Annotated in this window: 17 protein-coding genes; 16 read left to right on the forward strand and 1 reads right to left on the reverse strand. The window is 66.8% G+C overall.

All coding sequences use genetic code 11. The annotated features are described in order from the left end of the window. The first annotated feature begins 78 nt into the window (after nt 1-78). The 10 genes from uraH to H512_RS0117520 all read left to right on the forward strand — a co-directional run bounded on the left by uraH (nt 79) and on the right by H512_RS0117520 (nt 12,206). On the forward strand, nt 79-441 hold the full coding sequence (uraH, locus tag H512_RS0117475; RefSeq protein ID WP_026784549.1) for a hydroxyisourate hydrolase: 363 nt from the start codon (nt 79-81) through the stop codon (nt 439-441). A gap of 4 nt (nt 442-445) precedes the next feature. Then, nucleotides 446-1,936 carry a xanthine dehydrogenase small subunit gene (gene xdhA, locus H512_RS0117480; RefSeq protein WP_026784550.1) on the forward strand — a complete coding sequence of 497 codons (1,491 nt, stop codon included), beginning with the start codon at nt 446-448 and terminating at the stop codon, nt 1,934-1,936. Next, nucleotides 1,936-4,263 carry a xanthine dehydrogenase molybdopterin binding subunit gene (gene xdhB / locus H512_RS0117485; protein ID WP_026784551.1) on the forward strand — a complete coding sequence of 776 codons (2,328 nt, stop codon included), beginning with the start codon at nt 1,936-1,938 and terminating at the stop codon, nt 4,261-4,263. The genes xdhA and xdhB overlap by 1 nt, the downstream gene beginning before the upstream one ends. Nucleotide 4,264: 1 nt before the next feature. Further along, nucleotides 4,265-5,299 (forward strand): xanthine dehydrogenase accessory protein XdhC, encoded by a 1,035-nt coding sequence (xdhC, locus tag H512_RS24655; protein WP_053240008.1) that lies wholly within the window; start codon nt 4,265-4,267, stop codon nt 5,297-5,299. 119 nt (nt 5,300-5,418) lie between these two features. Continuing rightward, a complete protein-coding gene (locus H512_RS0117495; protein WP_036792392.1) occupies nt 5,419-6,963 on the forward strand; it encodes an ABC transporter ATP-binding protein in 1,545 nt (514 codons plus the stop codon). Continuing rightward, nucleotides 6,963-8,051: an ABC transporter permease gene (locus H512_RS0117500; RefSeq protein WP_026784553.1), complete on the forward strand. Its 1,089-nt coding sequence runs from the start codon at nt 6,963-6,965 to the stop codon at nt 8,049-8,051. Before H512_RS0117495 ends, H512_RS0117500 begins: the two co-directional genes overlap by 1 nt. Continuing rightward, nucleotides 8,044-8,958: an ABC transporter permease gene (locus H512_RS0117505; RefSeq protein WP_026784554.1), complete on the forward strand. Its 915-nt coding sequence runs from the start codon at nt 8,044-8,046 to the stop codon at nt 8,956-8,958. Before H512_RS0117500 ends, H512_RS0117505 begins: the two co-directional genes overlap by 8 nt. A 106-nt stretch (nt 8,959-9,064) precedes the next feature. Further along, nucleotides 9,065-10,135 (forward strand): BMP family ABC transporter substrate-binding protein, encoded by a 1,071-nt coding sequence (locus tag H512_RS0117510; RefSeq protein WP_026784555.1) that lies wholly within the window; start codon nt 9,065-9,067, stop codon nt 10,133-10,135. A 123-nt stretch (nt 10,136-10,258) separates the two neighbouring features. Beyond that, complete coding sequence (locus H512_RS0117515) at nt 10,259-10,846, forward strand: septation protein IspZ (protein ID WP_026784556.1); 588 nt, start codon at nt 10,259-10,261, stop codon at nt 10,844-10,846. A gap of 166 nt (nt 10,847-11,012) precedes the next feature. After that, on the forward strand, nt 11,013-12,206 hold the full coding sequence (locus H512_RS0117520) for a urate hydroxylase PuuD (protein ID WP_026784557.1): 1,194 nt from the start codon (nt 11,013-11,015) through the stop codon (nt 12,204-12,206). Between the two features lie 136 nt (nt 12,207-12,342). Here the strand turns inward: H512_RS0117520 and H512_RS0117525 are convergent, their stop codons facing one another. Beyond that, a complete protein-coding gene (locus H512_RS0117525; protein WP_026784558.1) occupies nt 12,343-13,242 on the reverse strand; it encodes an AraC family transcriptional regulator in 900 nt (299 codons plus the stop codon). 199 nt (nt 13,243-13,441) lie between these two features. Here H512_RS0117525 and melA (H512_RS0117530) point away from each other — a divergent pair, with 199 nt between their 5' ends. The 6 genes from melA (H512_RS0117530) (at nt 13,442) to melA (H512_RS0117555) (ending at nt 22,852) form a co-directional block, all read left to right on the forward strand. Continuing rightward, nucleotides 13,442-14,902: an alpha-glucosidase/alpha-galactosidase gene (melA, locus tag H512_RS0117530; protein ID WP_026784559.1), complete on the forward strand. Its 1,461-nt coding sequence runs from the start codon at nt 13,442-13,444 to the stop codon at nt 14,900-14,902. Nucleotides 14,903-15,120: 218 nt separating this feature from the next. Then, nucleotides 15,121-17,187 (forward strand): ABC transporter substrate-binding protein, encoded by a 2,067-nt coding sequence (locus H512_RS0117535; RefSeq protein ID WP_026784560.1) that lies wholly within the window; start codon nt 15,121-15,123, stop codon nt 17,185-17,187. Between the two features lie 308 nt (nt 17,188-17,495). Continuing rightward, a complete protein-coding gene (locus H512_RS0117540; RefSeq protein ID WP_026784561.1) occupies nt 17,496-18,506 on the forward strand; it encodes an ABC transporter permease in 1,011 nt (336 codons plus the stop codon). Then, the gene (locus tag H512_RS0117545) at nt 18,506-19,633 is read left to right on the forward strand and encodes an ABC transporter permease (protein WP_026784562.1); all 1,128 of its coding nucleotides are present in this window, start codon (nt 18,506-18,508) and stop codon (nt 19,631-19,633) included. The genes H512_RS0117540 and H512_RS0117545 overlap by 1 nt, the downstream gene beginning before the upstream one ends. 11 nt (nt 19,634-19,644) lie before the next feature. Beyond that, nucleotides 19,645-21,312 (forward strand): ABC transporter ATP-binding protein, encoded by a 1,668-nt coding sequence (locus H512_RS0117550; protein ID WP_026784563.1) that lies wholly within the window; start codon nt 19,645-19,647, stop codon nt 21,310-21,312. Nucleotides 21,313-21,496: 184 nt separating this feature from the next. Next, the gene (melA, locus tag H512_RS0117555; protein ID WP_026784564.1) at nt 21,497-22,852 is read left to right on the forward strand and encodes an alpha-glucosidase/alpha-galactosidase; all 1,356 of its coding nucleotides are present in this window, start codon (nt 21,497-21,499) and stop codon (nt 22,850-22,852) included. The last annotated feature ends 423 nt before the right edge of the window (nt 22,853-23,275 follow it).

The raw sequence follows: 23,275 nt of genomic DNA on the forward strand, positions 1-23,275 counted from the left end.
GGCGACAAGTCGTGCCAGACAGAACGTCTGTGCAACAGGCCGGCCGTCCGGGCCGGCAAAAGACAGGAAGGACGAAGCGTGACCGAGGGGCGTCTGACGACCCATGTCCTCGACACGGCTGCGGGCCGGCCGGCCGGCGGCCTCAGGATCGAGCTTTGGGCGCTCGGCGCCGACGGCGGCCGCCAGCTTGTCGTTACGGCCAGCACCGATACCGACGGCCGCACCGGCGGTCCGCTGCTGTCGGGCGAGGCGCTGGTCGCCGGCACCTACGAGCTTGTCTTCCATGCCGGCGACTATCTGCGCGCCGCCGGGCATGTGCTGCCCGCTCCGGCCTTCCTCGATGTCGTCCCCATCCGTTTCGGCATCGCCGACGCCTCGGCCCATTATCACGTGCCGCTGCTGATCTCGCCTTACGGCTATTCAACCTATCGCGGGAGCTGAACCCATGCGCGATTCCATCCGCATCGTCCGCCGCGGGCGGATCGTCGAGATCGACGAGGTCGGCCCGACCGAGACGCTGCTCGACTATCTGCGCCTTCGCGAGCGCGCCACCGGCACCAAGGAAGGCTGCAACGAGGGCGATTGCGGCGCCTGCACCGTGGTCATCGGCGAATGGCAGGGCGGCCGGGTTCGCTACCGGCCGGTCAATTCCTGTATCCAGTTCCTCGGCGCCATGGACGGCAAGGAGATCGTCACCGTCGAGGATCTCGCCTGGCCGGACGGCCGGCTGCATCCGGTGCAGCAGGCTCTCGTCGACGCCCACGGCTCGCAATGCGGCTTCTGTACGCCCGGCGTGGTGATGAGCCTGTTCGCGCTCTATCACCGCGAGGGCCGCGACGGCCCGCCGCCGCGCGAGGAGATCGTCACGGCGCTGGCCGGCAATCTCTGCCGCTGCACCGGCTACCGGCCGATCGTCGAGGCGGCGCTCGCCGCGCTGGACGGGCCGCCGGCCGACCGATTCGTCGAGGCCATGGGCCAGACGGCCGGCCTGTTGCAGTTCCTCGCCGACGGGCAGGACGTCTTCCTCGGCTCCAACAGCGCCTTCTTCGCTGCGCCCGCCAGCCTGACGGCGCTGTCGCAACTGACGATGAAGCATCCCGAGGCGACGCTGCTGGCCGGTGGCACCGACGTCGGCCTCAAGATCACCAAGCGGATGTCGCCGATTTCGCAGGTGATCCACGTCGGCCGCGTTGCCGCGCTGAGGCAGATCGAGGACGTCGGCGACGCGCTGATCCTCGGCGCCGGCGTCACCTATGAGGACGCCGCCCCGGCCTTCGCCGCCCTCGATCCCGATCTCGGCGAACTGGTCCGCCGCCTCGGCTCGCGGCAGGTGCGCGCCGTCGGCACCATCGGCGGCAACATCGCCAACGGCTCGCCGATCGGCGACATGCCGCCGGCGTTGATCGCCCTCGGCGCCACGCTGGAGCTGGCCCATGGCGAGGACGGCCGGGCGCTGCCGCTTGAGGACTATTTCATCGCCTACGGCAAGCAGGACCGCCAGCCGGGCGAGTTCGTCGCCGGCCTGCTGGTGCCGAAGCTGATGCCCAATCAGGTGTTTCGTGCCTACAAGGTGTCCAAGCGCTTCGACCAGGACATATCGGCGGTGATGGGTGCCTTCCGCTTCACCATCGAGGACGGCGTGATCGTCGAGGCGCGCGTCGCCTTCGGCGGCATGGCGGCGACGCCGAAGCGGGCGCGCGCCGCCGAGGCCCGCCTGAGCGGCGCCGAGCCGGCGCGGGCGGCCACCTGGGGCGCCGCCATCGAGGCGCTCGTCGAGGACTTCGCGCCGATGTCCGACATGCGTGCCTCGGCCGCCTATCGCATGGAAACGGCCAAGGCGCTGCTCGCCAAGGCGCTGGTCGAGTGTGCCGGCGCGCCGTCGAGCCGCACCCGCGTCGTCGGCCGCCGCGAAGCACCGGAAGCGGAGGTGGCCTGATGAACGCGCCCGAGCCCGATGTTCCTGCCGTTGCCGCCGAACCGGCCGTCCACCGCCCGACGCCGCACGACAGCGCCGTGCTGCACGTCACCGGCCGCGCCGTCTACATCGACGACATGATCGAGCCGGTCGGCACGCTGCATCTGGCGCCCGGCTTCTGCCCGGACATGGCGGCCGGCCGCATCCGCGACATCGACCTCTCCCGCGTCCGTCAGGCGCCGGGCGTCGTCGCCGTGCTGACCGCCGCCGACATCCCCGGCCGCAACGACTGGTCGACGTCGATCGGCGGCGATCCCATTCTTGCCGACGGTGAGGTGGAGTTCTGGGGCGAGGTGCTGTTCTGCGTCGTGGCGACCAGCCGCGATGCCGCCCGCCGGGCGACCCGCCTCGCGCTGTTCGAGGGCGAGGCCGAGCCGCCGGTGCTCACCGTCGAGGAGGCGAAGGCCAAGGGCCTGCGCGTGCTCGACGACTACGGCTACGGCCGGGGCGACGTCGCCCGCTCGTTCGAGAGCGCCCAGCGTCGCTTCGACGGCCATCTGCGCACCGGCGGTCAGGAGCATTTCTATCTCGAGGGGCAGGTGGCGCTGGCCATCCCCGGCGAGGCCGGCGACATGCTGGTGCATTCCTCGACGCAGCATCCGAGCGAGGTGCAGCACTGCGTTGCCGCCATGCTCGGCCTGCCGAGCGCCATGGTGACGGTGGAAGTGCGGCGCATGGGCGGCGGCTTCGGCGGCAAGGAGAGCCAGGCGAGCCAGTGGGCCTGCCTCGCCGCGCTCGCCGCGCGCGTCACCGGCAAGCCGTGCAAGCTGCGGCTCGATCGCGACGACGACATGGTGATGACCGGCAAGCGGCACGACATGCTGACCGACTTCTCGGTGGCCTACGACAGCTCGGGCAAGATTCTGGCCGCCGACATCGCCTTCGCCGCCCGCTGCGGCTATTCGGCCGACCTCTCCGGCGGCGTCAACGACCGCACGCTGTTCCATGCCGACAACGCCTATTTCTATCCCAACGTCGCGCTGAGGTCGGAGCGGCTGAAGACCAACACGGTGACCAACACCGCCTTCCGTGGCTTCGGCGGGCCGCAGGGCGTGGTGGTCGCCGAGCGCATCATGGATACGCTGGCCGTGGTCACCGGCATCGATCCGCTGGAGATCCGCAAGCGCAATATCTACGGCCCCGGCCGCGACGTGACGCCCTATGGCCAGAAGGTCGAGGACAACATCCTGCCCGAGCTGATCGCCGACCTCGAAAAGGCCTGCGATTACGCCAAGCGCCGGCAGGAGTGCCGCGCCTTCAATTCGCGCAACCGCATTCTCAGGAAGGGCATCGCCCTGACGCCGGTGAAGTTCGGCATCGCTTTCACGCTGACCCAGCTCAACCAGGCCGGCGCGCTGGTGCACGTCTACGCCGACGGCTCGGTCCACCTCAATCACGGCGGCACCGAGATGGGGCAGGGGCTCAACATCAAGGTGGCGCAGGTAGCGGCCGATGCCTTCGGCATCCCGTTGGATCGCGTGCGCATCACCGCCACCAGCACCGCCAAGGTGCCGAACACCTCGGCGACGGCCGCGTCTTCCGGTTCCGACCTCAACGGCATGGCGGCGCTGAAGGCCTGCGACGAGATCAAGGCGCGCATGGTCGGCCACCTTGAGGCCGCCGCCAACATCGCGCCGGAGACCGTGACCTTCGCCGGCGGCCGGGTGAGCTGGCCGGGCGGCTCCATCGCCTTTTCCGAACTCGCCCGCGCCTGCCACGAGAACCGCGTGCAACTGTCGGCCGCCGGCTACTACGCGACGCCGAAAATCCACTGGAACCGGCAGAAGGCGGAGGGCCGGCCGTTCCTCTACTTCGCCTATGGCGCCGCCTGCTCGGAAGTCACCATCGACACCATGACCGGCGAAATGACCGTCGACCGCGTCGACATCCTGCACGACTGCGGCAAGTCGCTGAACCCGGCCATCGACATCGGCCAGATCGAGGGCGGCTTCGTGCAGGGCATGGGCTGGCTGACCACCGAGGAGCTGGTGTGGGACGACAAGGGCCGCCTCGCGACGCACGCCCCCTCCACCTACAAGATCCCGACCGCCTCCGACGTGCCGGCCGTCTTCAACACCCGCCTCTGGGATGGCGCCAGCCGCGAGGAGACCATCCATTCCTCGAAGGCGGTCGGCGAGCCGCCGCTGATGCTGGCCGCCTCGGTGTTCTCGGCGATCTTCGACGCCGTCGCCAGCCTGAAGCCCGGCGTGGTGCCGCCGCTCGACGCGCCGGCGACGCCCGAGGCGATCATGCGGGCGGTGTCCTTCATGCGACGGGCCGAGGCATGACATGAGGGAGACCTTCGCCCCGCTGCATCGCCTGATCGCTCGCGACGGCATCGCGGCGCTGGTGACGGTCGTGGGGGCGAGGGGATCGACGCCGCGCGAGGCTGGCGCCCGCATGCTGGTGGCGGCCGACGGCGCGCTGTCCGGCACCATCGGCGGCGGCCGGCTGGAGCTGGAGTCCGTGGAGCGGGCGCTTGCCGCCATCCGGGCCGGCCGCGACGGCAGCCTTCGCCTCGATCTGGCGCTTGGCCCGTCGATCGGCCAGTGCTGCGGCGGTGCCGTCAGCCTGCTGATCGAGACCTTTACCGCCGCCCGGCTGACGGCGGTGGCCCGGCTCGCCGCGGCCGAGGCGGCGGGACCGTTCCAGACCGTGGCGACCCTGAACGGCGAGGCGCCCGTCGACCGGCGCCTGGTGGCGACCGATTGGTGCCAGCCGACCGCCGTCATCGGCCCCGACGGCCGGCTGGCGGAGAGTTTCGGCGAACTCTGCCGCGATCTGCTGCTGTTCGGCGCCGGCCACGTCGGCCGGGCGGTGGTGCTGGCGCTGGCGCCGCTGCCCTTCCGCGTCCGCTGGATCGACGGCCGGGCGGACGTCTTCCCCGACCTGCCGCTCGCCCGTCTGGAACAGGTGGCGACCGATACGCCGGCCGCCGAGCTGAAGGCGGCGGCATCAGGCGCCTTCGTGCTGATCATGACGCACGATCATGCCCTCGATCTCGACATCCTGCATGCCGCGCTCACCGAGCAGCGGTTCCCGTATGTCGGGGTGATCGGCTCGCGCACCAAGCGCGCCCGCTTCGAGCACCGGCTGTCCGAACTGGGCCATCCCGGCCCCCGCATAAGGGCTTTCACCTGTCCGGTGGGTGTGCCGGGGATAACCTCGAAAGAACCGGCGCATATCGCCGCTTCCGTGGTGGCGGAACTGTTGATTGTCGACGAGAAACTTCGTAGGACCCCGCTCGGAGAGTCTGGCGGCGGGGAAACGACCGATCGCCCAGCAAGCGGGCAGGCTGCCCAATTATTCGAGTATCGCGGCTGAATCTTTTGGCGCGTCCGGTCGGCGAAATCGTGCTTCTATGCTGCACAGAAAATAGACAGGTCGGCGAAACGGGGACAACGGCTCTGATGAGCGAAGTGACTGGGGACAGTACCGGAGAGATGCTCCGCCGGGTGGGGGGCGACACGCCGCTGCTCGAAGTCCGCCATGTCGTCAAGCGTTTCGGCCGCTTCGCGGCCAATGACGACGTCTCGCTGAAGGTGATGCCCGGCGAGATCCACGCGCTGCTCGGCGAGAACGGCGCCGGCAAGTCGACGCTGGTCAAGATCATCTACGGCTCGCTGCAACCCACCGCCGGCGACATCCTGTGGAAGGGCGAGCCGGTGACGATCGCCTCGCCGGCCGAGGCGCGCGCCCTTGGCATCGGCATGGTGTTCCAGCACTTCTCGCTGTTCGAGGCGATGACGGTGATCGAGAACATCGCGCTGGCGCTGCCCGAGGGACGGGTGACGCGCCAACTGGCCGACACCATCTCCCGCGTGTCGGAAAGCTACGGCCTGTCGCTTGATCCCGACGCCCATATCGCCGACCTCTCGGTGGGCGAGCGGCAGCGCGTCGAGATCGTCCGCTGCCTGCTGCAAAATCCCGAACTGATCATCATGGACGAGCCGACCTCGGTGCTGACGCCCCAGGAGGCCGATCAGTTGTTCGTCACCTTGAGGCGACTCGCCGCCGAGGGCTGCGCCATTCTCTACATCTCCCACCGGCTGGAGGAGGTGCGGGCGCTCTGCCACCACGCCACCATCATGCGGCGGGCCAAGGTGGTGGCCGAGACCGATCCGGCCACCGAAACGGTTGGCACGCTCGCGCAGCTGATGGTCGGCAACGAGATCACCCGCGTCACCCGCGAGAAGGGCAAACTCGGGCCGGAAGCCATTCTCATCAAGGGGCTGACGCTGCCCTCGCAGGAGGCCTTCGGCGTGTCGCTGCAGGACATCAACCTGTCGGTGCGCGCCGGTGAGATCGTCGCCATCGCCGGCATCGCCGGCAACGGCCAGAAGGAGCTGTTCGGCGCGCTGTCGGGCGAGGAGCGGCCGGAGCGGGCGGACATGGTGATCTTCGCCGGCGAGGCGGCCGGACGGATGAGAATCAACGAGCGCCGCTTGCTCGGCGCCGCCTTCGTGCCGGAGGAGCGACTCGGCCACGGTGCCGTGCCGGGGCTGAGGTTGACCGAGAACGTCGTGCTTACCCGCCACGGCACCGGCGAGGGCATCGCCCGCCGCGGCTTCACCCGCTTCGGCAGGGCCGGCCGTATCGTCGAAAAGGTCGTCAGCCTGTTCGACGTCCGCAAGGGCGTCGTCGATCCCGAGGCGCGGTCGCTGTCAGGCGGCAATCTGCAAAAATTCGTGGTCGGCCGCGAGGTGCAGCGCACGCCGAAGATCCTGATCATCGCCCAGCCGACCTGGGGCGTCGACGCCGGCGCGGCGGCGGTGATCCGCCAGTCGCTGATCGACCTGTCGCGCCAGGGCGCCGCCATCCTGATCATCTCGCAGGACCTCGACGAGATCTTCGAGATCGCCGATCGCATCGCCGTCATCTCGCGCGGCCAGCTGTCGGCAGCCGAGGACGCTGATACGCTGACGCCGGAAAAGGTCGGCCTGCTGATGGCCGGCGGCGCCGAGAAGCACGGAGTGGCGGCGGCATGATGCGCCTTGAACTCGTCAAGAGAACCCACAAGAGCCGGCTGATGAGCGTGCTGTCGCCGTTGCTCGCCGTGGCGGCGACGGTGGTGTTCGCCGGCGTGGTCTTCGCCGCGCAGGGACAGAACCCCTTCACCGGCGTCTGGTATTTCTTCCTGGAACCGGTCTCCTCGCTGTGGGGCGTCGAGCAGCTGATCACCAAGGCGACGCCGCTCATCATCATCGCCCTCGGCCTCTCGGTCTGCTACCTGTCCAATAACTGGAACATCGGTGCCGAGGGACAGCTCACCATCGGCGCCATCGTCGGCTCGATCCCGCCGATCCTGTTCCCGAATTTCGTGAACCCGATCGTCCTGCCGCTGATGCTGGTGATGGCCATGGCCGGCGGCGCGCTCTACGCGATGATCCCCGCCAAGCTGAAGACCGTCTTCGGCACCAACGAGATCCTGACCAGCCTGATGCTGGTCTACTGCGCCAACCTGTTCCTCGACTGGATGGTGCGCGGCCCCTGGCGCAGCCCGCAGGGCTACAACTTTCCGATCACCATCGACTTCCACGAGTGGGCGGTGCTGAACCCGGTCAGCATCGGCGGCGTCTACGTCAACCTGTCGGCGCCGATCGCCCTGATCCTCGTCGCGGTGCTGGCGGTGGTGATGCGCTCGACGTTGAAGGGCTTCGAAATCCGTGTGCTCGGCCAGTCGCCGCGCGCCGGAACCTTCGCCGGCTTCTCCAACCGCCGCATGACCACCTTCGCCTTCGCGCTGTCGGGCGCGCTGGCCGGCCTCGCCGGCATGATGGTGGTGATGAGCGAGATCGGCAAGCTGCAACCGGTGATCTCGCCGGGCTACGGCTTCACGGCGATCATCGTCGCCTTCCTCGGTCGGCTCAATCCGGTCGGCATCCTGATCGCCGGCCTGGTCATCGCCTCGTCCTACCTCGGCGGCGAGGCCATCCAGACGTCGTTGCAGATGTCGTCGAAGCTCGCCACCGTCATCCAGGGCGTGCTGCTGTTCTTCGTGCTGGCTGCCGACACGCTGATCCTCTACAGGGTGCGGATCGTCGCCGGCCGCGAGGGGGAGAGCCTTCATGCTTGAGGCCATCCTCCTCACCGTCGTCACCGCCGCGACACCGCTGCTGCTCGCCGCCATCGGCGAGCTGGTGGTGGAGAAGTCGGGCGTGCTCAACCTCGGCGTCGAGGGCATGATGGTGATGGGCGCCGTCGCCGGCTTCGCCGTCACCATCACCACCGGCAGTCCCTTTCTCGGCGTCCTCGGCGGCGCGGTCGCCGGCGTGCTGGTATCGCTGATCTTCGCCTTCGTGACGCTGACGCTGGTTGCCAACCAGGTGGCCTCCGGCCTCGCCCTGACGCTGTTCGGCCTCGGCCTGTCCGGCCTGATCGGCGAGAGCTTCGTCGGCCAGCCGGGCATCAAGCTCCAGAGCCTCTACATCCCCGGCCTCACCGATCTGCCCTTTGTCGGCAAGTTGCTGTTTGGCCAGGATATCCTCGTCTACCTGTCGTTCGCGTCGGTGTTCGGCGTCTCCTGGTTCCTCAACCGGACGCGCGGCGGTCTGATCCTGCGCGCCGTCGGCGACAACCATGCCTCGGCGCACGCGCTCGGCTATCCGGTGATCGGCGTCCGCTATCTGGCGGTGATGTTCGGTGGCGCCATGGCCGGCCTCGGCGGCGCCTACATGTCGGTGGCCTATACGCCGCTCTGGGTGGAGAACATGACGGCCGGCCGCGGCTGGATCGCCCTGGCGCTGGTGGTGTTCGCCTCCTGGCTGCCCTGGCGGGCGGTGTTCGGCGCCTATCTGTTCGGCACCGTCACCGTGCTCCAATTTCATGCCCAGGCGCTCGGCATCGGCTTCCCGTCGCAGTTCCTGTCGATGCTGCCCTACCTCGCCACGATCGTCGTGCTGGTGGCTATCTCCGGCAATCGGCGGGCGACGCTGTTCAACACGCCCGCCAGCCTGGGCAAGCCCTTCGTGCCCGACCGCTGAGGCGGCCGGCCAATCGCCTTTCCAAGCGCCGGCGGTACGGTCGACCGGCGCCTCGCGGAAAGACCGTGACAGACCGTGGGGCAACCCACACCAGGGGAGAATGGACATGAAGAAACTCGCGCTTCTCGCCGGCACGGCCCTGGCGTTCGCCATCGGCGCCGTCTCGGGCGCCGCCGCCGCCGACAAGCTGAAGGCCTGCTGGGTCTACACCGGCCCGATCGGCGACTTCGGCTACTCCTACCAGCACGACCAGGGCCGCCTCGCCGTCGAGAAGGCGCTCGGCGACAAGGTGGAGACCGCCTATGTCGAGAACGTCACGGAAGGTCCGGACGCCGAGCGCGTGTTCGAGCGCTTCGCCCGTGAAGGCTGCGGCATCGTCTTCGGCACCTCCTTCGGCTTCATGGACGCCGAGCTGAAGGTGGCCAAGAAGTTCCCCGACGTGAAGTTCGAGCACGCCACCGGCTACAAGAGCGCCCCCAACATGGGCCTCTACAACGCCCGCTTCTACGAGGGCCGCTATATCCTCGGCCAGATCGCCGCCAAGGAGTCGAAGAAGGCGCTGGCCGGCTACATCGTCTCCTTCCCGATCCCGGAAGTGGTGATGGGCATCAACGCCTTCATGCTCGGCGCGCAGTCGATCAACCCCGACTTCAAGGTGAAGATCGTCTGGGTGAACTCCTGGTTCGACCCCGGCAAGGAAGCCGACGCCGCCAAGGCGCTGTTCGACCAGGGCGCCGACATCATCGTTCAGCACACCGACTCGACGGCCGCCATCCAGGTCGCCGAGGAGCGCGGCCTGAAGGGCTTCGGCCAGTCGTCGGACATGATCAAGTTCGCGCCCAAGGCGCAGATGACCGCCATCGTCGACGACTGGGGCCCGCACTACATCAAGGCGGTGCAGGCCGTTCTCGACGGCACCTGGAAGGCCGACGACGTGTGGGAAGGCATCAAGGACGGCACCGTCCACATGGCCGAATACGCCAACATGGCCGACGACACCAAGAAGCTGGCCGAGGAGACGCAGGCCAAGATCGTCGGCGGCTGGAACCCCTTCACCGGCCCGATCGTCGATCAGGACGGCAAGGAGCGCTACGCGGCCGGCGTTGTCGCCCCGGACGGCGACCTCCTGGGCATGAACTGGTACGTCAAGGGCGTCGACGACAAGCTGCCGCAGTAAGCGCCGGCCGATCGACCGCACCGAACCTGGCACGGGGTCGCCGCATGGCGGCCCCGTTTCTCCTTTACGGCATGGCCGGCCAGGGCAATCGTACCCCGGTGCCGATCTTTCGCAGGGCATGTCATGGCGGGTCTTCTCTACGCTGGCCGACGTCTGGCCGAGGACATGGTGTCCACGCTGGTGTTCGCGCTCATCTATGCCGCCAGCGGCCATCTGGCGCTGGCCATCGGCAGCGGCGTCCTCATCGGCGTCGGCCAGCTTGCCTGGGAAATCAGGGCCGGCCGCAGCGTCAGCGCCATGCAGGGCGTCAGCCTGTTCCTGGTGGCCGGCTTCGGCGCCGCCAGCCTGATCGCCGACGACCCGCGCATCGCCATGCTGAAGCCGACGGTGATCTACGCGGTCATCGGCCTTGCCATGCTGAAACCCGGCTGGATCAATCGCTACATGAGCGACCGGGCGCGCGAGCTGTCCGGCGACGTCGCCTATGTCTTCGGCTTCCTGTGGGCCGCGCTGATGCTGGCGACGGCGGCGCTCAATCTCCTGGTGTCGCGCGAAGCCAACGCGGCCACCTGGGCAGCCTTCATCGCCATCTTCCCCGTGGCATCCAAGATTGCCCTGTTCGCCGTCCACTATCTGGTGCAGCGCTCGGTGGCGCGCGCCCGCCTGCGCCGCGCCCGATCGGCCGCTGCCCCGTCGAACGCCGAGGCCTGAGCCGCTGAGTCAGGCATGGGTGGTCTGCGGAATTTATGGGCAATGGCCGCCGGAAGTTCGGCTTGTGCTGCCGGCTGTTCCCAAACTAGCCTAGGGCAAATGCGTATGAATGCGCTATGCCTGATTGTTGGGTCAGTCGGCTGGCGCATCGGGGAATCGGGCTGACATGCTGAGCTTTGCCGTCGAATGGCTGCACATCCTGATCCGCTGGTTCCATCTGGTGGTCGGCATCGGCTGGATCGGCACCAGCTTCTTCTTCATCGCCCTCGACCTCAGCCTCAGGAAGCGCGCGAAGATGAACCCCGGCGTCTACGGCACCGCCTGGCTGGTGCACGGCGGCGGCTTCTACAATGTCGAGAAATACGCGGTGGCGCCCGAGGAACTGCCGGAGGACCTCGTCTGGTATCGCTGGGAAGCCTATCTTACCTTTGTCTCCGGCTTCTTGCTGCTGACGACGGTCTACTATTTCAACGCCCGCGCCTATCTGATCGACCCCAGCGTGGCCGATCTCGCCCCCTGGCAGGCGATCGCCATTTCCGTGCTGTCGCTGCTCCTCGGCTGGCTCGCCTATGACGGGCTGATCCGCCACACCACCGACGAGTATCCCGGCCTCGTCGCCCTCTGCCTGTTCCTGCTGATCGTCGGCTTCGCGGTGCTGTTCGGAAATCTGTTCTCCGGCCGCGGCGCCTTCATCCACGTCGGCGCGCTGGTCGGCACTATCATGGCGGCCAACGTCTTCCGGGTGATCATCCCCAACCAGAAGAAGATCGCCGCCGCGCTGATGGCCGGCGAGAAGCCCGATCCGGCCCTGGGATTGCAGGGCCGGCAGCGCTCCATCCACAACAACTACCTGACGCTGCCGGTGCTGCTGATGATGGTCTCCAACCATTATCCGCTGCTCACCGGCCATCCGCACGGCTGGCTGCTGGTGGCGCTGATTCTGGTGATCGGCGGCATGGTGCGTCACCTCCTCAACCGCCACGAGGCCGGCGACCCCTTCAGGGAGTACTGGTGGGCGCTGCCCGGCGCTGCCCTGGCGCTGGCGCTGGCGATCCTCGCCACCGCACCGGCGCCGCGCACCGAGGCGGCCGGCCAGACCGCCGCCGTCAGCGATTCGGACGTGCTCCGCATCACCGCCACCCATTGCGTGATGTGCCACGCGGCGAGGCCGACCCACGAGGGCTTCTCCGAGCCGCCCAAGGGCCTGGTCTTCACCGACATCGACCACATCCGCCGCTACGCGCCGCTGATCAGGATGCAGGCAGTCGATTCGGAGGTCATGCCGCTCGGCAACGAGACCGGCATCACGCGGAGCGAGCGTGACGCGCTCGGGGCATGGATCGCCGCCAACGGCGGGTAGGGGGCGCCCCATTCTGCCCGAGATGGTCCGCCTTCGCGGACCATGACTATCCTTTTATTTTCAGTGTCATGGTCCGCGAAGGCGGACCATCCCGGACCGGAAAAGGACCCTTCGTTCCTGCCGAATCGCCGGCCGCTCAGCCATCGGTGCCGATGGTCTGCGTCGCATACATGCCGGTGGTGCGGAACTCGGTGGGGCTGGCGCCGAAGAAGCGGCGGAATACTTTGGAGAAATAGTTGGGATCGGAGAAGCCGGTCAGCGTCGCCACCTCCTTCACCGATATCTCGGTGTTGACGGCCAACAGCTTGGCGGCCCGGCGCATCCGCTCGGCCAGCACGTATTCCGACGGCGGCCGCCCCTCGGTGGCGGTGAACACGCGGCTGAAATGGGCGCGGCTGAGGCCGGCGACGCCGGCCAGCTCGTCCACGGAAAGGTCGCTTTGCAGGTTGTTGAGGATGTGCCGGATCACTGGCGCCATCGGGCTCGCCTGGGTGGCGTCGGAATAGGTGCCGGCGAACACGTCGTCGTAGAGCGCCATGGCGGCGCGGTAGGCGAGCGCCGAGGCGGCGCCGGGCGTTTCGCCTTCGCCCTCCATCATCCGCAGGCAGCAGTCGGCCAGCGTTTCCACGGTGCGCGGCTTGAGGTGCAAGACCGGTCCGGTCACCGCCATCACCGAACGATGCAGCCTCAGCGCCTCCTCGCCGTTCATGGAGATCCAGAAGAACTCCCAGCGGCCGCCGTCCTCCAGCCAGTACCGGTGGTTGTGCGGTACAAGCACCAGCATCGCCTCGCCCTCGCCGATACGATAATGCTTGTCCTCATAGCGCAAATTTCCATGCCCGGAAATTGTATGTTGCAGGACGGTGAACGGCGTCTGGCCGCGCTTCCGCCCATCCCAGGAATATTCCTTTGAAGTTTGAATATCATAGCCGGTACTTGTCGGCATGGTGTGCAACAGGTTTCGCCCGCGCGGCAATGACATGGTGGTCATTCCCGGACCGTTTTGCCGCAGTTTCTCGAGCATAGAATTACCCATCGAAGCACAATCCTCGTCTGGCCTTGCTGGCCATATTACGTCTTAATGCGCCCAACAAGAAGAACGGAACGGGCGGACCCAGGGACTTTCCCAAGGCAAGATGTGAGCTGTGCGACGACAGTGTCGGCCGCGCAACCCTTTCGTATTACCTGAAAGTATCCTTATTTCCGACCGCTTTAGGCGAGTGAACGAGGACAGCATGGCAGCCTTCAAAGTTGCGATCATCGGCGCGGGCAGCGTCGGCTTCACCAAGAAGCTATTCACCGACATCCTCTGTGTGCCGGAGTTTGCCGACGTCGAGTTCGCCCTGACCGACATTTCCGAGCACAATCTGACGATGATCGCGACGATCCTGAGAAAGGTCGTCGAAGTCAACAAGCTCCCGGCCACGATCACCGCCACCACCGACCGCCGCAAGGCGCTGGAGGGGGCGCGCTACGTCATCTCCTGCGTCCGCGTCGGCGGCCTCGACGCCTACAGGGAGGACATCCGCATCCCCCTGAAATACGGCGTCGACCAGTGCGTCGGCGACACCATCTGCGCCGGCGGCATCCTCTACGGCCAGCGCAATATCCCGGTGATCCTCGATTTCTGCAAGGACATCCGCGAGGTGGCCGAGCCCGGCGCCAAGTTCCTCAACTACGCCAACCCCATGGCCATGAACACCTGGGCGGCGATCGAATACGGCAAGGTCGACGCCATCGGCCTCTGCCACGGCGTGCAGCACGGCGGCGAGCAGATCGCCGACATCTTCGGCGTCGGCCACGACGAGATCGACTACATCTGCTCCGGCATCAACCACCAGACCTGGTTCGTCGACGTCCGCATCCGCGGCCGCAAGGTGGAGAAGGACGAGATTCTCGCCGCCTTCGAGGCACATCCGGTCTACTCCAAGCAGGAGAAGGTGCGCATCGACGTGCTGAAGCGCTTCGGCGTCTACTCCACCGAGAGCAACGGCCATCTCTCCGAATACCTGCCGTGGTATCGCAAGCGGCCGGGCGAGATCATGAACTGGATCGACATGTCCGACTGGATTCATGGCGAGACCGGCGGCTACCTGCGCTTCACCACCGAGCAGCGCAACTGGTTCGAGACCGAATATCCGGAATTCCTGAAGGAAGCCGAGGAGAAGATCGACCCCGCGCAGCGGTCGAGCGAGCACGCCAGCCGCATCATCGAGGCGCTGGAGACCGGCCGGGTCTATCGCGGCCACTTCAACCAGAAAAACAGGGGCGTGATCACCAACCTGCCGGAAGACTGCATCATCGAATCGCCCGGCTTCGTCGACCGCTTCGGCATCAACATGGCGGCGGGCATCACGCTGCCCGAGGCCTGCGCCGCCACCTGCCTCGCCTCGATCAACGTGCAGCGCATGTCGGTGCATGCGGCGGTCAGCGGCGACGTCGATCTCCTGAAGCTCGCCGTGCTGCACGACCCGCTGGTCGGCGCCATCTGCACGCCGGAGGAGGTGTGGGCGATGGTGGACGAAATGCTGGTCGCCCAGGCGCGCTGGCTGCCGCAATATGCCCATGCCATCGATGCCGCTAAGGAGAGAGTGGCAAAATCGACGGTCAAGACGGGCGACTGGCAGGGGGCTGCCCGTCGCGAGGCCCGTGGCGTCGATGAGATCCGTGCCGAGAAGGCGCGTACCAAGGTCTGAGAGGACCGAAACGGCTTCCGGCGCGGGTCATTCCGCGTCGGGCGCGGCGACTGAGGGTCGCCGCAATCGAGGAAGTCGGCCGAGGCAAGAGGAAGCTGGCCGGCTTGGGAAGAGAGAGCGGGGGGGTGCGTTCCGACGCTGCCCATCGCATCGACCGTCCGCCGGCCGGAGCCGGGGGCCGGTCTCATGAGGGAGGACATGACGGAATGACATATCGGATGAAATTGACGTCGGCTCTGATGCTCGGCGCGTCGTTCTTTGCGACCGCCGCCTTCGCGTCCGAGCTTACCGTCGTGCCGGAAGCCCCGGTATTCCAGGGCCAGGGCAAGGTCAACTACGTGAACCGCAGCGATATCTACGAGTACAAGGCGCTGCCGGCCTATCACGAGCCCGAGTACATCACCAAGAACTTCGTCGACAAGGGTCGCCTGCCGGCGGTCAAGGACCGTCTGCCGAAGGAGCCGCTGGTCTTCAAGACCGCCAACATGCCCGACGGTATCGGCGTCTACGGCGACGTGCTGCGCCATGTCATCGGCGGTCGGCCGGAAGGCTGGAACAACCAGGCCGGCCAGGTCCAGGGCTGGGGCGGCATCGACATCGGCATGTACGAGTGCCTGACGCGCACCGCGCAACTGTTCGAGGTCAAGGCCGACGACATGGAGCCGCTGCCCAACCTCGCCAAGAGCTGGGACTGGTCCGAGGACGGCCACAAGCTGACCATGCACCTCATCGAGGGTGCCAAGTGGTCGGACGGCGTGCCCTTCACCTCCGAAGACCTGATGTTCTACTGGGAGGACAACGTCCTCGATCCGAACGTCTCGCCGACCAACGGCGCCACCGCCGCCACCTTCGGCGAGGGTACGACGCTGAAGGCGATCGACGACTACACGGTGGAATGGACCTTCAAGGACGCCTTCCCCAAGCAGTATCTCTACAACATGGCCTACGGCACCTTCTGCCCCGGCCCAGCTCACATGCTGAAGCCGCAGCATCCCAAGTATTCCAAGAACACCTACGAGCAGTACAGGAACTTCTTCCCGCCGGACTTCATGAACTGGCCGGTGATGGGCGCCTGGTCGCCGGTGATCTACCGTCCGGACGACATCATCGTCCTGCGCCGCAATCCCTACTACTGGAAGGTCGACGAGAACGGCAACCAGTTGCCGTATCTGGATGAAGTCCACTTCAAGCTGTCCACCTGGGCCGATCGCGACGTCCAGGCGGTGGCCGGTTCCGGCGACATCTCCAACCTGGAGCAGCCCGAGAACTTCGTGGAATCGCTGAAGCGCGCCGCCCAGCCGACCGCTCCGGCCCGCCTTGAGTTTGGTCCGCGCCTCATCGGCTACAATCTCTACCTGAACTTCTCGGCCAACGGCTGGGGCGAGCCCGATGCCCGCGGCCAGGCGGTGCGCGAGCTGAACCGCAACGAGCACTTCCGCAAGGCCGTGACCATGGGTCTCGACCGGCAGAAGCTGGGCGAGGCGTTGGTGAAGGGGCCGTTCACGGCCATCTACCCCGGCGGCATCTCCTCCGGCTCGAGCTTCTATGACCGCGACAGCACCTTCTACTATCCCTTCGACCTCGACGGGGCCAAGAAGGAACTGGAAGCGGCCGGCCTCAAGGACACCGACGGCAACGGCGTCGTGAACTACACGGACGGCCCGATGAAGGGCAAGGACGTCGAGATCACGCTGCTGGTCAGCGCCGACTACTCCACCGACAAGAACCTCGCCGAAGGCGTGATCGGCCAGATGGAGAAGCTCGGCCTGCGCGTGGTGCTGAACGCCCTCGACGGCAAGCAGCGCGACAACGCCAACTACGGCGGCAAGTTCGACTGGACGATCAACCGTCACGGCCCGGAACTCACTGCCGTCGTGCAGAACACCGAGCAGTTGGCGCCGGTCGGTCCGAAGACCTCGTGGTTCCACCGCGCTCCGGAGAGTGGACAGCTTGACCTGATGCCGTTCGAGCAGCAGCTCGTCGACACCATCAAGAAGTTCATCTCCACCCAGGACGTGGCCGAGCGTGCCGGCCTGATGAAGGAGTACAACAAGATCGCGACGACCAACGTCAACAGCGTCGGCCTGACCGAGTATCCCGGTGCTCTGATCATCAACAAGCGCTTCGCCAACGTTCCCTCGGGAACTCCGATCTTCATGTTCAACTGGGCTGAAGACACGGTGATGCGTGAACGCCTCTACGTCCCCGCCGACAAGCAGGGCGACTACGAGCTGGCCAAGGACACGCTGCCCGGCAAGCCGGGTGAGAAGGGCGCCGTCGAGTAATCTTCCCACTCGAACGCCCAGGGCATTCGCCGGCCAGACGCAGGTCTGGCCGGCAGGCGAATGCTCCGATGTCCCTGGCTGTGCAGCCGCTTTTTGATCAGCCTTTCCAGGCTGATCGGCGGATGCCGCAGCGTCCCGGCGGTGCCCCCCGCCGCCGGGACCCCTCTTTCCGAGACCTCCGCAGAATTGTCCGGGAGTCCGAGGGAGCCTACGATCTGAAGCCGTCGGTGACGGCGATCCAAGCCAGCCCGTTTCCTCCGAGGCGGGTCCTTCAAACCCACGACAAAGAGTCAGGAAGTCTCAGACCGATGTTCCGATTCTTGGCTATCCGCATCGCCTCGGCGATCCCGGTGCTGTTCATCCTGAGCGTGGTCACCTTCGCGATCATCCAGGCGCCGCCCGGCGACTACAGCGACTTCATCCGCTCCCAGCTCATCAACCAGGGCGGTGCCTCCTTCGAGGAGGCCGACGCCCAGGCCAAGGCCTATGCCCACACCCACGGCCTCGACAAGCCGGTCCCGGTCCAGTACGTCAACTGGATCGTCGGCATGGTCACCAAGGGCGATTTCGGCCGCAGCTTCTTCTACAACCGCCCGGTGGCCGACGTGGTGGCCGAGCGTCTGCCGCGAACGCTGCTCCTGGCGCTGACCTGCCACCTGCTGGCGTCGGTGATCGGCATATCCTTCGGCATCATCGCGGCGACCAAGCAATATTCCTGGATCGACAGCCTGCTGTCCTTCATCTCCTTCCTGGGGATGACGGTGCCGCGCTTCCTGATGGCGCTGGTGATCGTCTACATCCTGGTGTTCCACTTCAACGTCAACGAGATCAATAGCTTCTTCTCGCCCAAATACGGCGGCGCGCCCTGGTCGTGGGACAAGTTCGTCAATCTCGTGCAGCACGTCTGGCCGGTGGTCGCCATCGCCACCTTCGGCGGCCTCGCCTACAACATGCGCGTCATGCGCGGCAATCTCCTCGACACGCTCAACGCCCAGTATGTCGAGACGGCCCGCGCCAAGGGCCTCTCCGAGGGCGCGGTGATCCTGCGCCACGCCGTGCCCAACGCGCTGCATCCGCTGGTCATGTACCAGGGCGTGGTGCTGCCCTACATGCTGACCGGCGAGATCGAGACCGCCATCATCTTCGCCCTGCCGACCGTCGGTCCGGCCATCGTCGGCTCGATGAGCGTCGGCGACGTCTACGTCACCGCCACCTTCATGCTGGTGCTGTCGGCGACGCTGATCGTCGGCAACATCATCGCCGACATCCTGCTTGCCCTTCTCGACCCCCGCATCCGTCTCGGCGGAGGAGCCAATTGATGCTTGTTCCTGGCGAATCCACCCTGAGCGGCACCGGCGAGATCGTCGAGACGCACGGCAGCGAGAGCTACATCGCCCTGGTCTGGCGGCGCCTCAAGCGCTCCTGGACCGGCATGGCCGGCCTCGTCATGGTCGTGCTGCTGATCTTCATCGCCCTGTTCGCCGACTTCCTGTCGCCGGTCGACCCGAAGTTCACCGACATCGCCTATTCGCAGCCGGAGACCGTCTCCTTCACCGACAAGGACGGCGGCTGGACGCTTCTGCCGCGTATCTACCCGATGGTGGAGGGCGCCGAACTCGACCCCATCACCTACCAGCCGCTGGTCGGCCCGGACTACAACAACCCGCGTCCCCTCGGCTTCTTCGTCCGGGGCGCGCCCTACAGGCTCCTCTGGCTGATCCCGGCCGAGCGGCACCTGTTCGGCGCCGTCGACGGCAAGCCGGTGCATTTCCTCGGCACCGACAAGTTCGGCCGCGACGTCTTGTCGCGCGCCCTCTACGGCTCGCGCATCTCGCTGATGATCGCGCTCACCGTGGTGTCGATCATCACCGTGGTCGGCACGACGGTCGGCATGGTCTCCGGCTATTTCGGCGGCCGCTTCGACATCTGGGTGCAGCGCTTCGTCGAACTGGTGCTGGCCTTCCCGCAACTGCCGCTCTACCTGGCGCTGACCTCGCTGATCCCGGTGACGGCGCCGACCTCGGTGTTCCTCGCCTTCGTCATCTTCGTGATGTCGGCGCTCGGCTGGGCGCAGCTGTCGCGCGAGGTGCGCGGCAAGACGCTGGCGCTCGCCCGCATCGACTACGTCAGGGCGGCGATCGCCATCGGCGCCCGCGACCGGCGCATCATCTTCCAGCACATCTTCCCCAACGTCATGAGCCACGTCATCGTCGCCGTGACGCTGGCCATCCCCACGGTGGTGCTGCTGGAGAGCTTCCTCGGCTTCCTCGGCTTCGCGGTGAAGCCGCCGCTGATCTCCTGGGGCCTGATGTTGCAGGATACCTCCAACTACTCGGCCATCGGCTCCTATCCCTGGATTCTGACGCCCGTGGCCTTCGTCTTCGCAACCGTGTTCGCCTTCAACGCCCTCGGCGACGGCCTGCGCGACGCCATCGACCCCTATTGAGGAAGCCGACCATGGACAGAGACGACAACCTCGCTCCGGACGTGCGGCTCGATCACGAAGCCCGCGTCGGCGAGCCGATCATCGACTGCCGCAACGTCGCCGTCCGCTTCAAGGTGGAAGACGGCGAGGTGGAGGCGGTGAAAGGCGTGTCGATGCAGCTCTACCGCGGCGAAACCATCGCCGTGGTGGGCGAAAGCGGCTCCGGCAAATCGGTGACCGCCCGCACCATCATGGGCCTCCTGTCGAAGCGCGCCCGCGTCTCCCCCGACGCGACCATCCGCTTCGACGGCGACGACGTGCTGAAATGGTCGCCGCACCGCCGCCGCATGCTGCGCGGCAGCCGCATCTCGATGATCTTCCAGGAGCCGCTCTCCTCGCTGAACCCGGTCTACGCGATCGGCACCCAGATCATCGAGGCGATCCGCATCCACCAGAAGCTCTCCAAGTCGAAGGCGCGGCAGAAGGCGATCGAACTCCTGCGCGAGGTGCGCATCCCCGATCCGGAGGCGCGCATCAACCAGTATCCGCACCAGCTCTCCGGCGGCCAGCGCCAGCGGGTGATGATCGCCATGGCGCTCGCCAACAACCCGGATGTACTGATCGCCGACGAGCCGACCACCGCCCTCGACGTGACGGTGCAGGCGCAGATCCTCCAGCTGATCCGCGACTTGCAGCAGCGGCACGGCATGGCGGTGATCCTGATCACTCACGACCTCACCGTGGTGCGCAAGTTCTCCGACTACGTCTACGTCATGCAGAAGGGCGAGGTGAAGGAGCACAACACCACCGAGGCGCTGTTCGGGAGTCCGCGACATCCCTACACCAAGCATCTGCTCGGCTCCGAGCCGCGCGGCCACGCCAACCCGCTGCCGGCGGAATCGCCGGTGCTGCTGGAGGGCAGGGATGTCCGCGTCGCCTTCATGCTGAAGAGGGGCGGCTTCTTCAATGCCGAGTTCCATGAGCTGGTCGCCGTCGACAACCTCAGCCTGACGCTGCGCCGGCACGAGACGCTGGGCATCGTCGGCGAGAGCGGCTCGGGCAAGACCACCTTCGGCCAGGCGCTGATCCGCCTGTCCAATCCGGACAGCGGCGAGATCTGGTTCGACGGCATGCAGATCAACGGCAAGAGCCGCGAGGAATTGCGGCCGCTGCGCTCGCGCATGCAGGTGGTGTTCCAGGATCCGTTCTCCTCGCTCAACCCGCGCATGTCGGTCTGCCAGATCATCGAGGAGGGGCTGATCGTCAACGGTCTCGGCGCCAGCAAGGCCGAACGGCTCGACCGGGTGCGCGACGCGCTGAGGGCGGCCGGCCTGCCGACCAACATCCTCTCCCGCTTTCCGCACGAGTTCTCGGGCGGCCAGCGGCAGCGCATCGCCATCGCCCGCGCCATCGCGCTGGAACCGGAGTTCATCCTGCTCGACGAGCCGACCTCGGCGCTCGACCTCTCGGTGCAGGCGCAGATCATCGATCTCCTGCGCAAGCTACAGGACGAGCGGGGGCTCAGCTATCTGTTCATCTCCCACGACCTGAAGGTCGTCCGGGCGCTCTGCCACCGCGTCATCGTCATGCAGCACGGGCGGATCGTCGAGGAAGGCCCGGTCGAGGACGTCCTGTTCAAGCCGCAGACCGCCTACACCGAAAAGCTGGTGAAGGCGGCCTTCGAGGTGGCTGCCGCCTGAGGCAGCAGGAATCCGGCTCCGCCAAGCTGTCTCCCAAGGGCGCGGCGGGGTCGAACAGGGGTCAGGGGCGGCCATGTCGGCGGTTCCGGGCTCTTGAGCACGAGAAAACATCAGAGCTCTCCCGATGGCGGGCCGGCGATGCCGGTCCGGACGGGGAATTCGTTTGCCCGGAGGAACGTTTAAAATGGCGGCCAATCCCAAGATCACCTTCATCGGTGCCGGCTCGACGGTGTTCATGAAGAACATCATCGGCGACGTGCTGCACCGGCCGGCGCTGAAGGGCGCCACCATCGCCCTGATGGACCTCAACGAGAAGCGCCTTGCCGAAAGCGAGATGGTCGTCGGCCGTCTCGTCAAGCTGCTCGACGCGCCGGCGAAGATCGAGACCTACACCGACCGCCGCAAGGCGCTGGAGGGCGCCAACTTCGTGGTGGTCGCCTTCCAGATCGGCGGCTACAAGCCGGCCACCGTCACCGACTTCGAGGTGCCGAAGAAATACGGCCTCCGGCAGACCATCGCCGACACGCTGGGCGTCGGCGGCATCATGCGCGGCGTCCGCACCGTGCCGCACCTCTGGGCCATCTGCGCCGACATGATGGAGGTCTGCCCGGACGCCGTGCTGCTCCAGTACGTCAACCCGATGGCCATCAACACCTGGGCGATCTCGGCCAAATATCCAGAGATCCGGCAGGTCGGCCTCTGCCATTCGGTGCAGGGCACCGCCGAGGAGCTGGCCCGCGATCTCGACATCCCGATCTCGGAGATCCGCTATCGGGCGGCCGGCATCAACCACATGGCCTTCTTCCTGAAGTTCGAGCACCGGCAGGCCGACGGCAGCTACGTGAACCTCTATCCCGATCTCGTCCGCGGCTACCGCGACGGCCGCTATCCCAAGCCGTCGGCCTGGAACCCGCGCTGCCCCAACAAGGTGCGCTACGAGATGCTGACGCGGCTCGGCTATTTCGTCACCGAAAGCTCCGAGCATTTCGCCGAATATACGCCGTGGTTCATCAAGGAGGGCCGCGACGACCTGATCGAGAAGTTCGGCATCCCGCTCGACGAGTATCCGAAGCGCTGCGTCGAGCAGATCGCCCGCTGGGACAAGGACCTCGCCGATCTCCAGGCCTCCGACACCGTCGAGGTGAAGGAGAGCCATGAATATGCCTCGCAGATCGTCAACTCGGTGTGGACCGGCGAGCCGTCGGTGATCTACGGCAACGTCCGCAACAACGGCTGCATCACCTCGCTGCCCGACTATTGCGCCGCCGAGGTGCCGTGCCTCGTCGACGCCTCCGGCGTGCAGCCGACCTACATCGGCGAGCTGCCGCCGCAGCTCACCGCGCTGATCCGCACCAACGTCAACGTTCAGGAACTGACGGTGGCGGCGCTGATGACCGAGAACCGCGAACACCTCTACCACGCGGCGATGATGGACCCGCACACGGCGGCCGAACTCGATCTCGACCAGATCTGGTCGCTGGTCGACGACCTCTGCCGGGCGCATGGCGACATGCTGCCGGCCTGGGCGCGCCTGTCCTGAGGCAGGGCGAACGCCGGAGCGGCGACGCCGCTTCGGTCGAGCATTTCCCTGGCGGATGCCACGCCTCCTCCCGTGGCGTCCGCCGGCTCCAGCGACGCGGGACGGCGGCATGACGGGCCGGCGGCCCGCGTCGGCATTTGCGGCCGGGGCGTTGCGATGACGGCCGCCGACATGCCCCGCATACTCCGCCGCGGCGGAAGATTCTCGTCGCGGTCCGGGCGGGCCGTTCATCTCGCGGCGGAAGGGGGCACCGGAAGCCATCGGTGGGGGATCAAGGATCGATGATCCGTCGGCAACTCCCTCCTTTCTCCCGCGCCCAGGCAAACCACAGCCGTCGTCATCGCCCCGATCCGGCCTTTTCCGGCAACGCCAGCGGATGCTCTGGCCGCCCTCGGAAGCCTTTTCATCCCTTAGTCGGGTTTG

This window comes from Pleomorphomonas koreensis DSM 23070 (assembly GCF_000425185.1).
In the GTDB taxonomy this organism is placed as follows: Bacteria; Pseudomonadota; Alphaproteobacteria; order Rhizobiales; family Pleomorphomonadaceae; genus Pleomorphomonas; species Pleomorphomonas koreensis.

Excerpts from the sequence above, each read along its gene's own strand:
- H512_RS0117550 (WP_026784563.1), top strand. The coding sequence starts at position 19,645 with ATGGACAGAGACGACAACCTCGCTCCGGACGTGCGGCTCGATCACGAA.
- H512_RS0117515 (WP_026784556.1), top strand. The coding sequence starts at position 10,259 with ATGGCGGGTCTTCTCTACGCTGGCCGACGTCTGGCCGAGGACATGGTG.
- xdhC (WP_053240008.1), top strand. The coding sequence starts at position 4,265 with ATGAGGGAGACCTTCGCCCCGCTGCATCGCCTGATCGCTCGCGACGGC.
- melA (WP_026784564.1), top strand. The coding sequence starts at position 21,497 with ATGGCGGCCAATCCCAAGATCACCTTCATCGGTGCCGGCTCGACGGTG.
- xdhA (WP_026784550.1), top strand. The coding sequence starts at position 446 with ATGCGCGATTCCATCCGCATCGTCCGCCGCGGGCGGATCGTCGAGATC.
- H512_RS0117520 (WP_026784557.1), top strand. The coding sequence starts at position 11,013 with ATGCTGAGCTTTGCCGTCGAATGGCTGCACATCCTGATCCGCTGGTTC.
- H512_RS0117535 (WP_026784560.1), top strand. The coding sequence starts at position 15,121 with ATGAAATTGACGTCGGCTCTGATGCTCGGCGCGTCGTTCTTTGCGACC.
- H512_RS0117525 (WP_026784558.1), bottom strand. The coding sequence starts at position 13,242 with ATGGGTAATTCTATGCTCGAGAAACTGCGGCAAAACGGTCCGGGAATG.
- xdhB (WP_026784551.1), top strand. The coding sequence starts at position 1,936 with ATGAACGCGCCCGAGCCCGATGTTCCTGCCGTTGCCGCCGAACCGGCC.
- H512_RS0117545 (WP_026784562.1), top strand. The coding sequence starts at position 18,506 with ATGCTTGTTCCTGGCGAATCCACCCTGAGCGGCACCGGCGAGATCGTC.
- H512_RS0117510 (WP_026784555.1), top strand. The coding sequence starts at position 9,065 with ATGAAGAAACTCGCGCTTCTCGCCGGCACGGCCCTGGCGTTCGCCATC.
- H512_RS0117500 (WP_026784553.1), top strand. The coding sequence starts at position 6,963 with ATGCGCCTTGAACTCGTCAAGAGAACCCACAAGAGCCGGCTGATGAGC.
- H512_RS0117495 (WP_036792392.1), top strand. The coding sequence starts at position 5,419 with ATGCTCCGCCGGGTGGGGGGCGACACGCCGCTGCTCGAAGTCCGCCAT.
- H512_RS0117540 (WP_026784561.1), top strand. The coding sequence starts at position 17,496 with ATGTTCCGATTCTTGGCTATCCGCATCGCCTCGGCGATCCCGGTGCTG.
- H512_RS0117505 (WP_026784554.1), top strand. The coding sequence starts at position 8,044 with ATGCTTGAGGCCATCCTCCTCACCGTCGTCACCGCCGCGACACCGCTG.
- melA (WP_026784559.1), top strand. The coding sequence starts at position 13,442 with ATGGCAGCCTTCAAAGTTGCGATCATCGGCGCGGGCAGCGTCGGCTTC.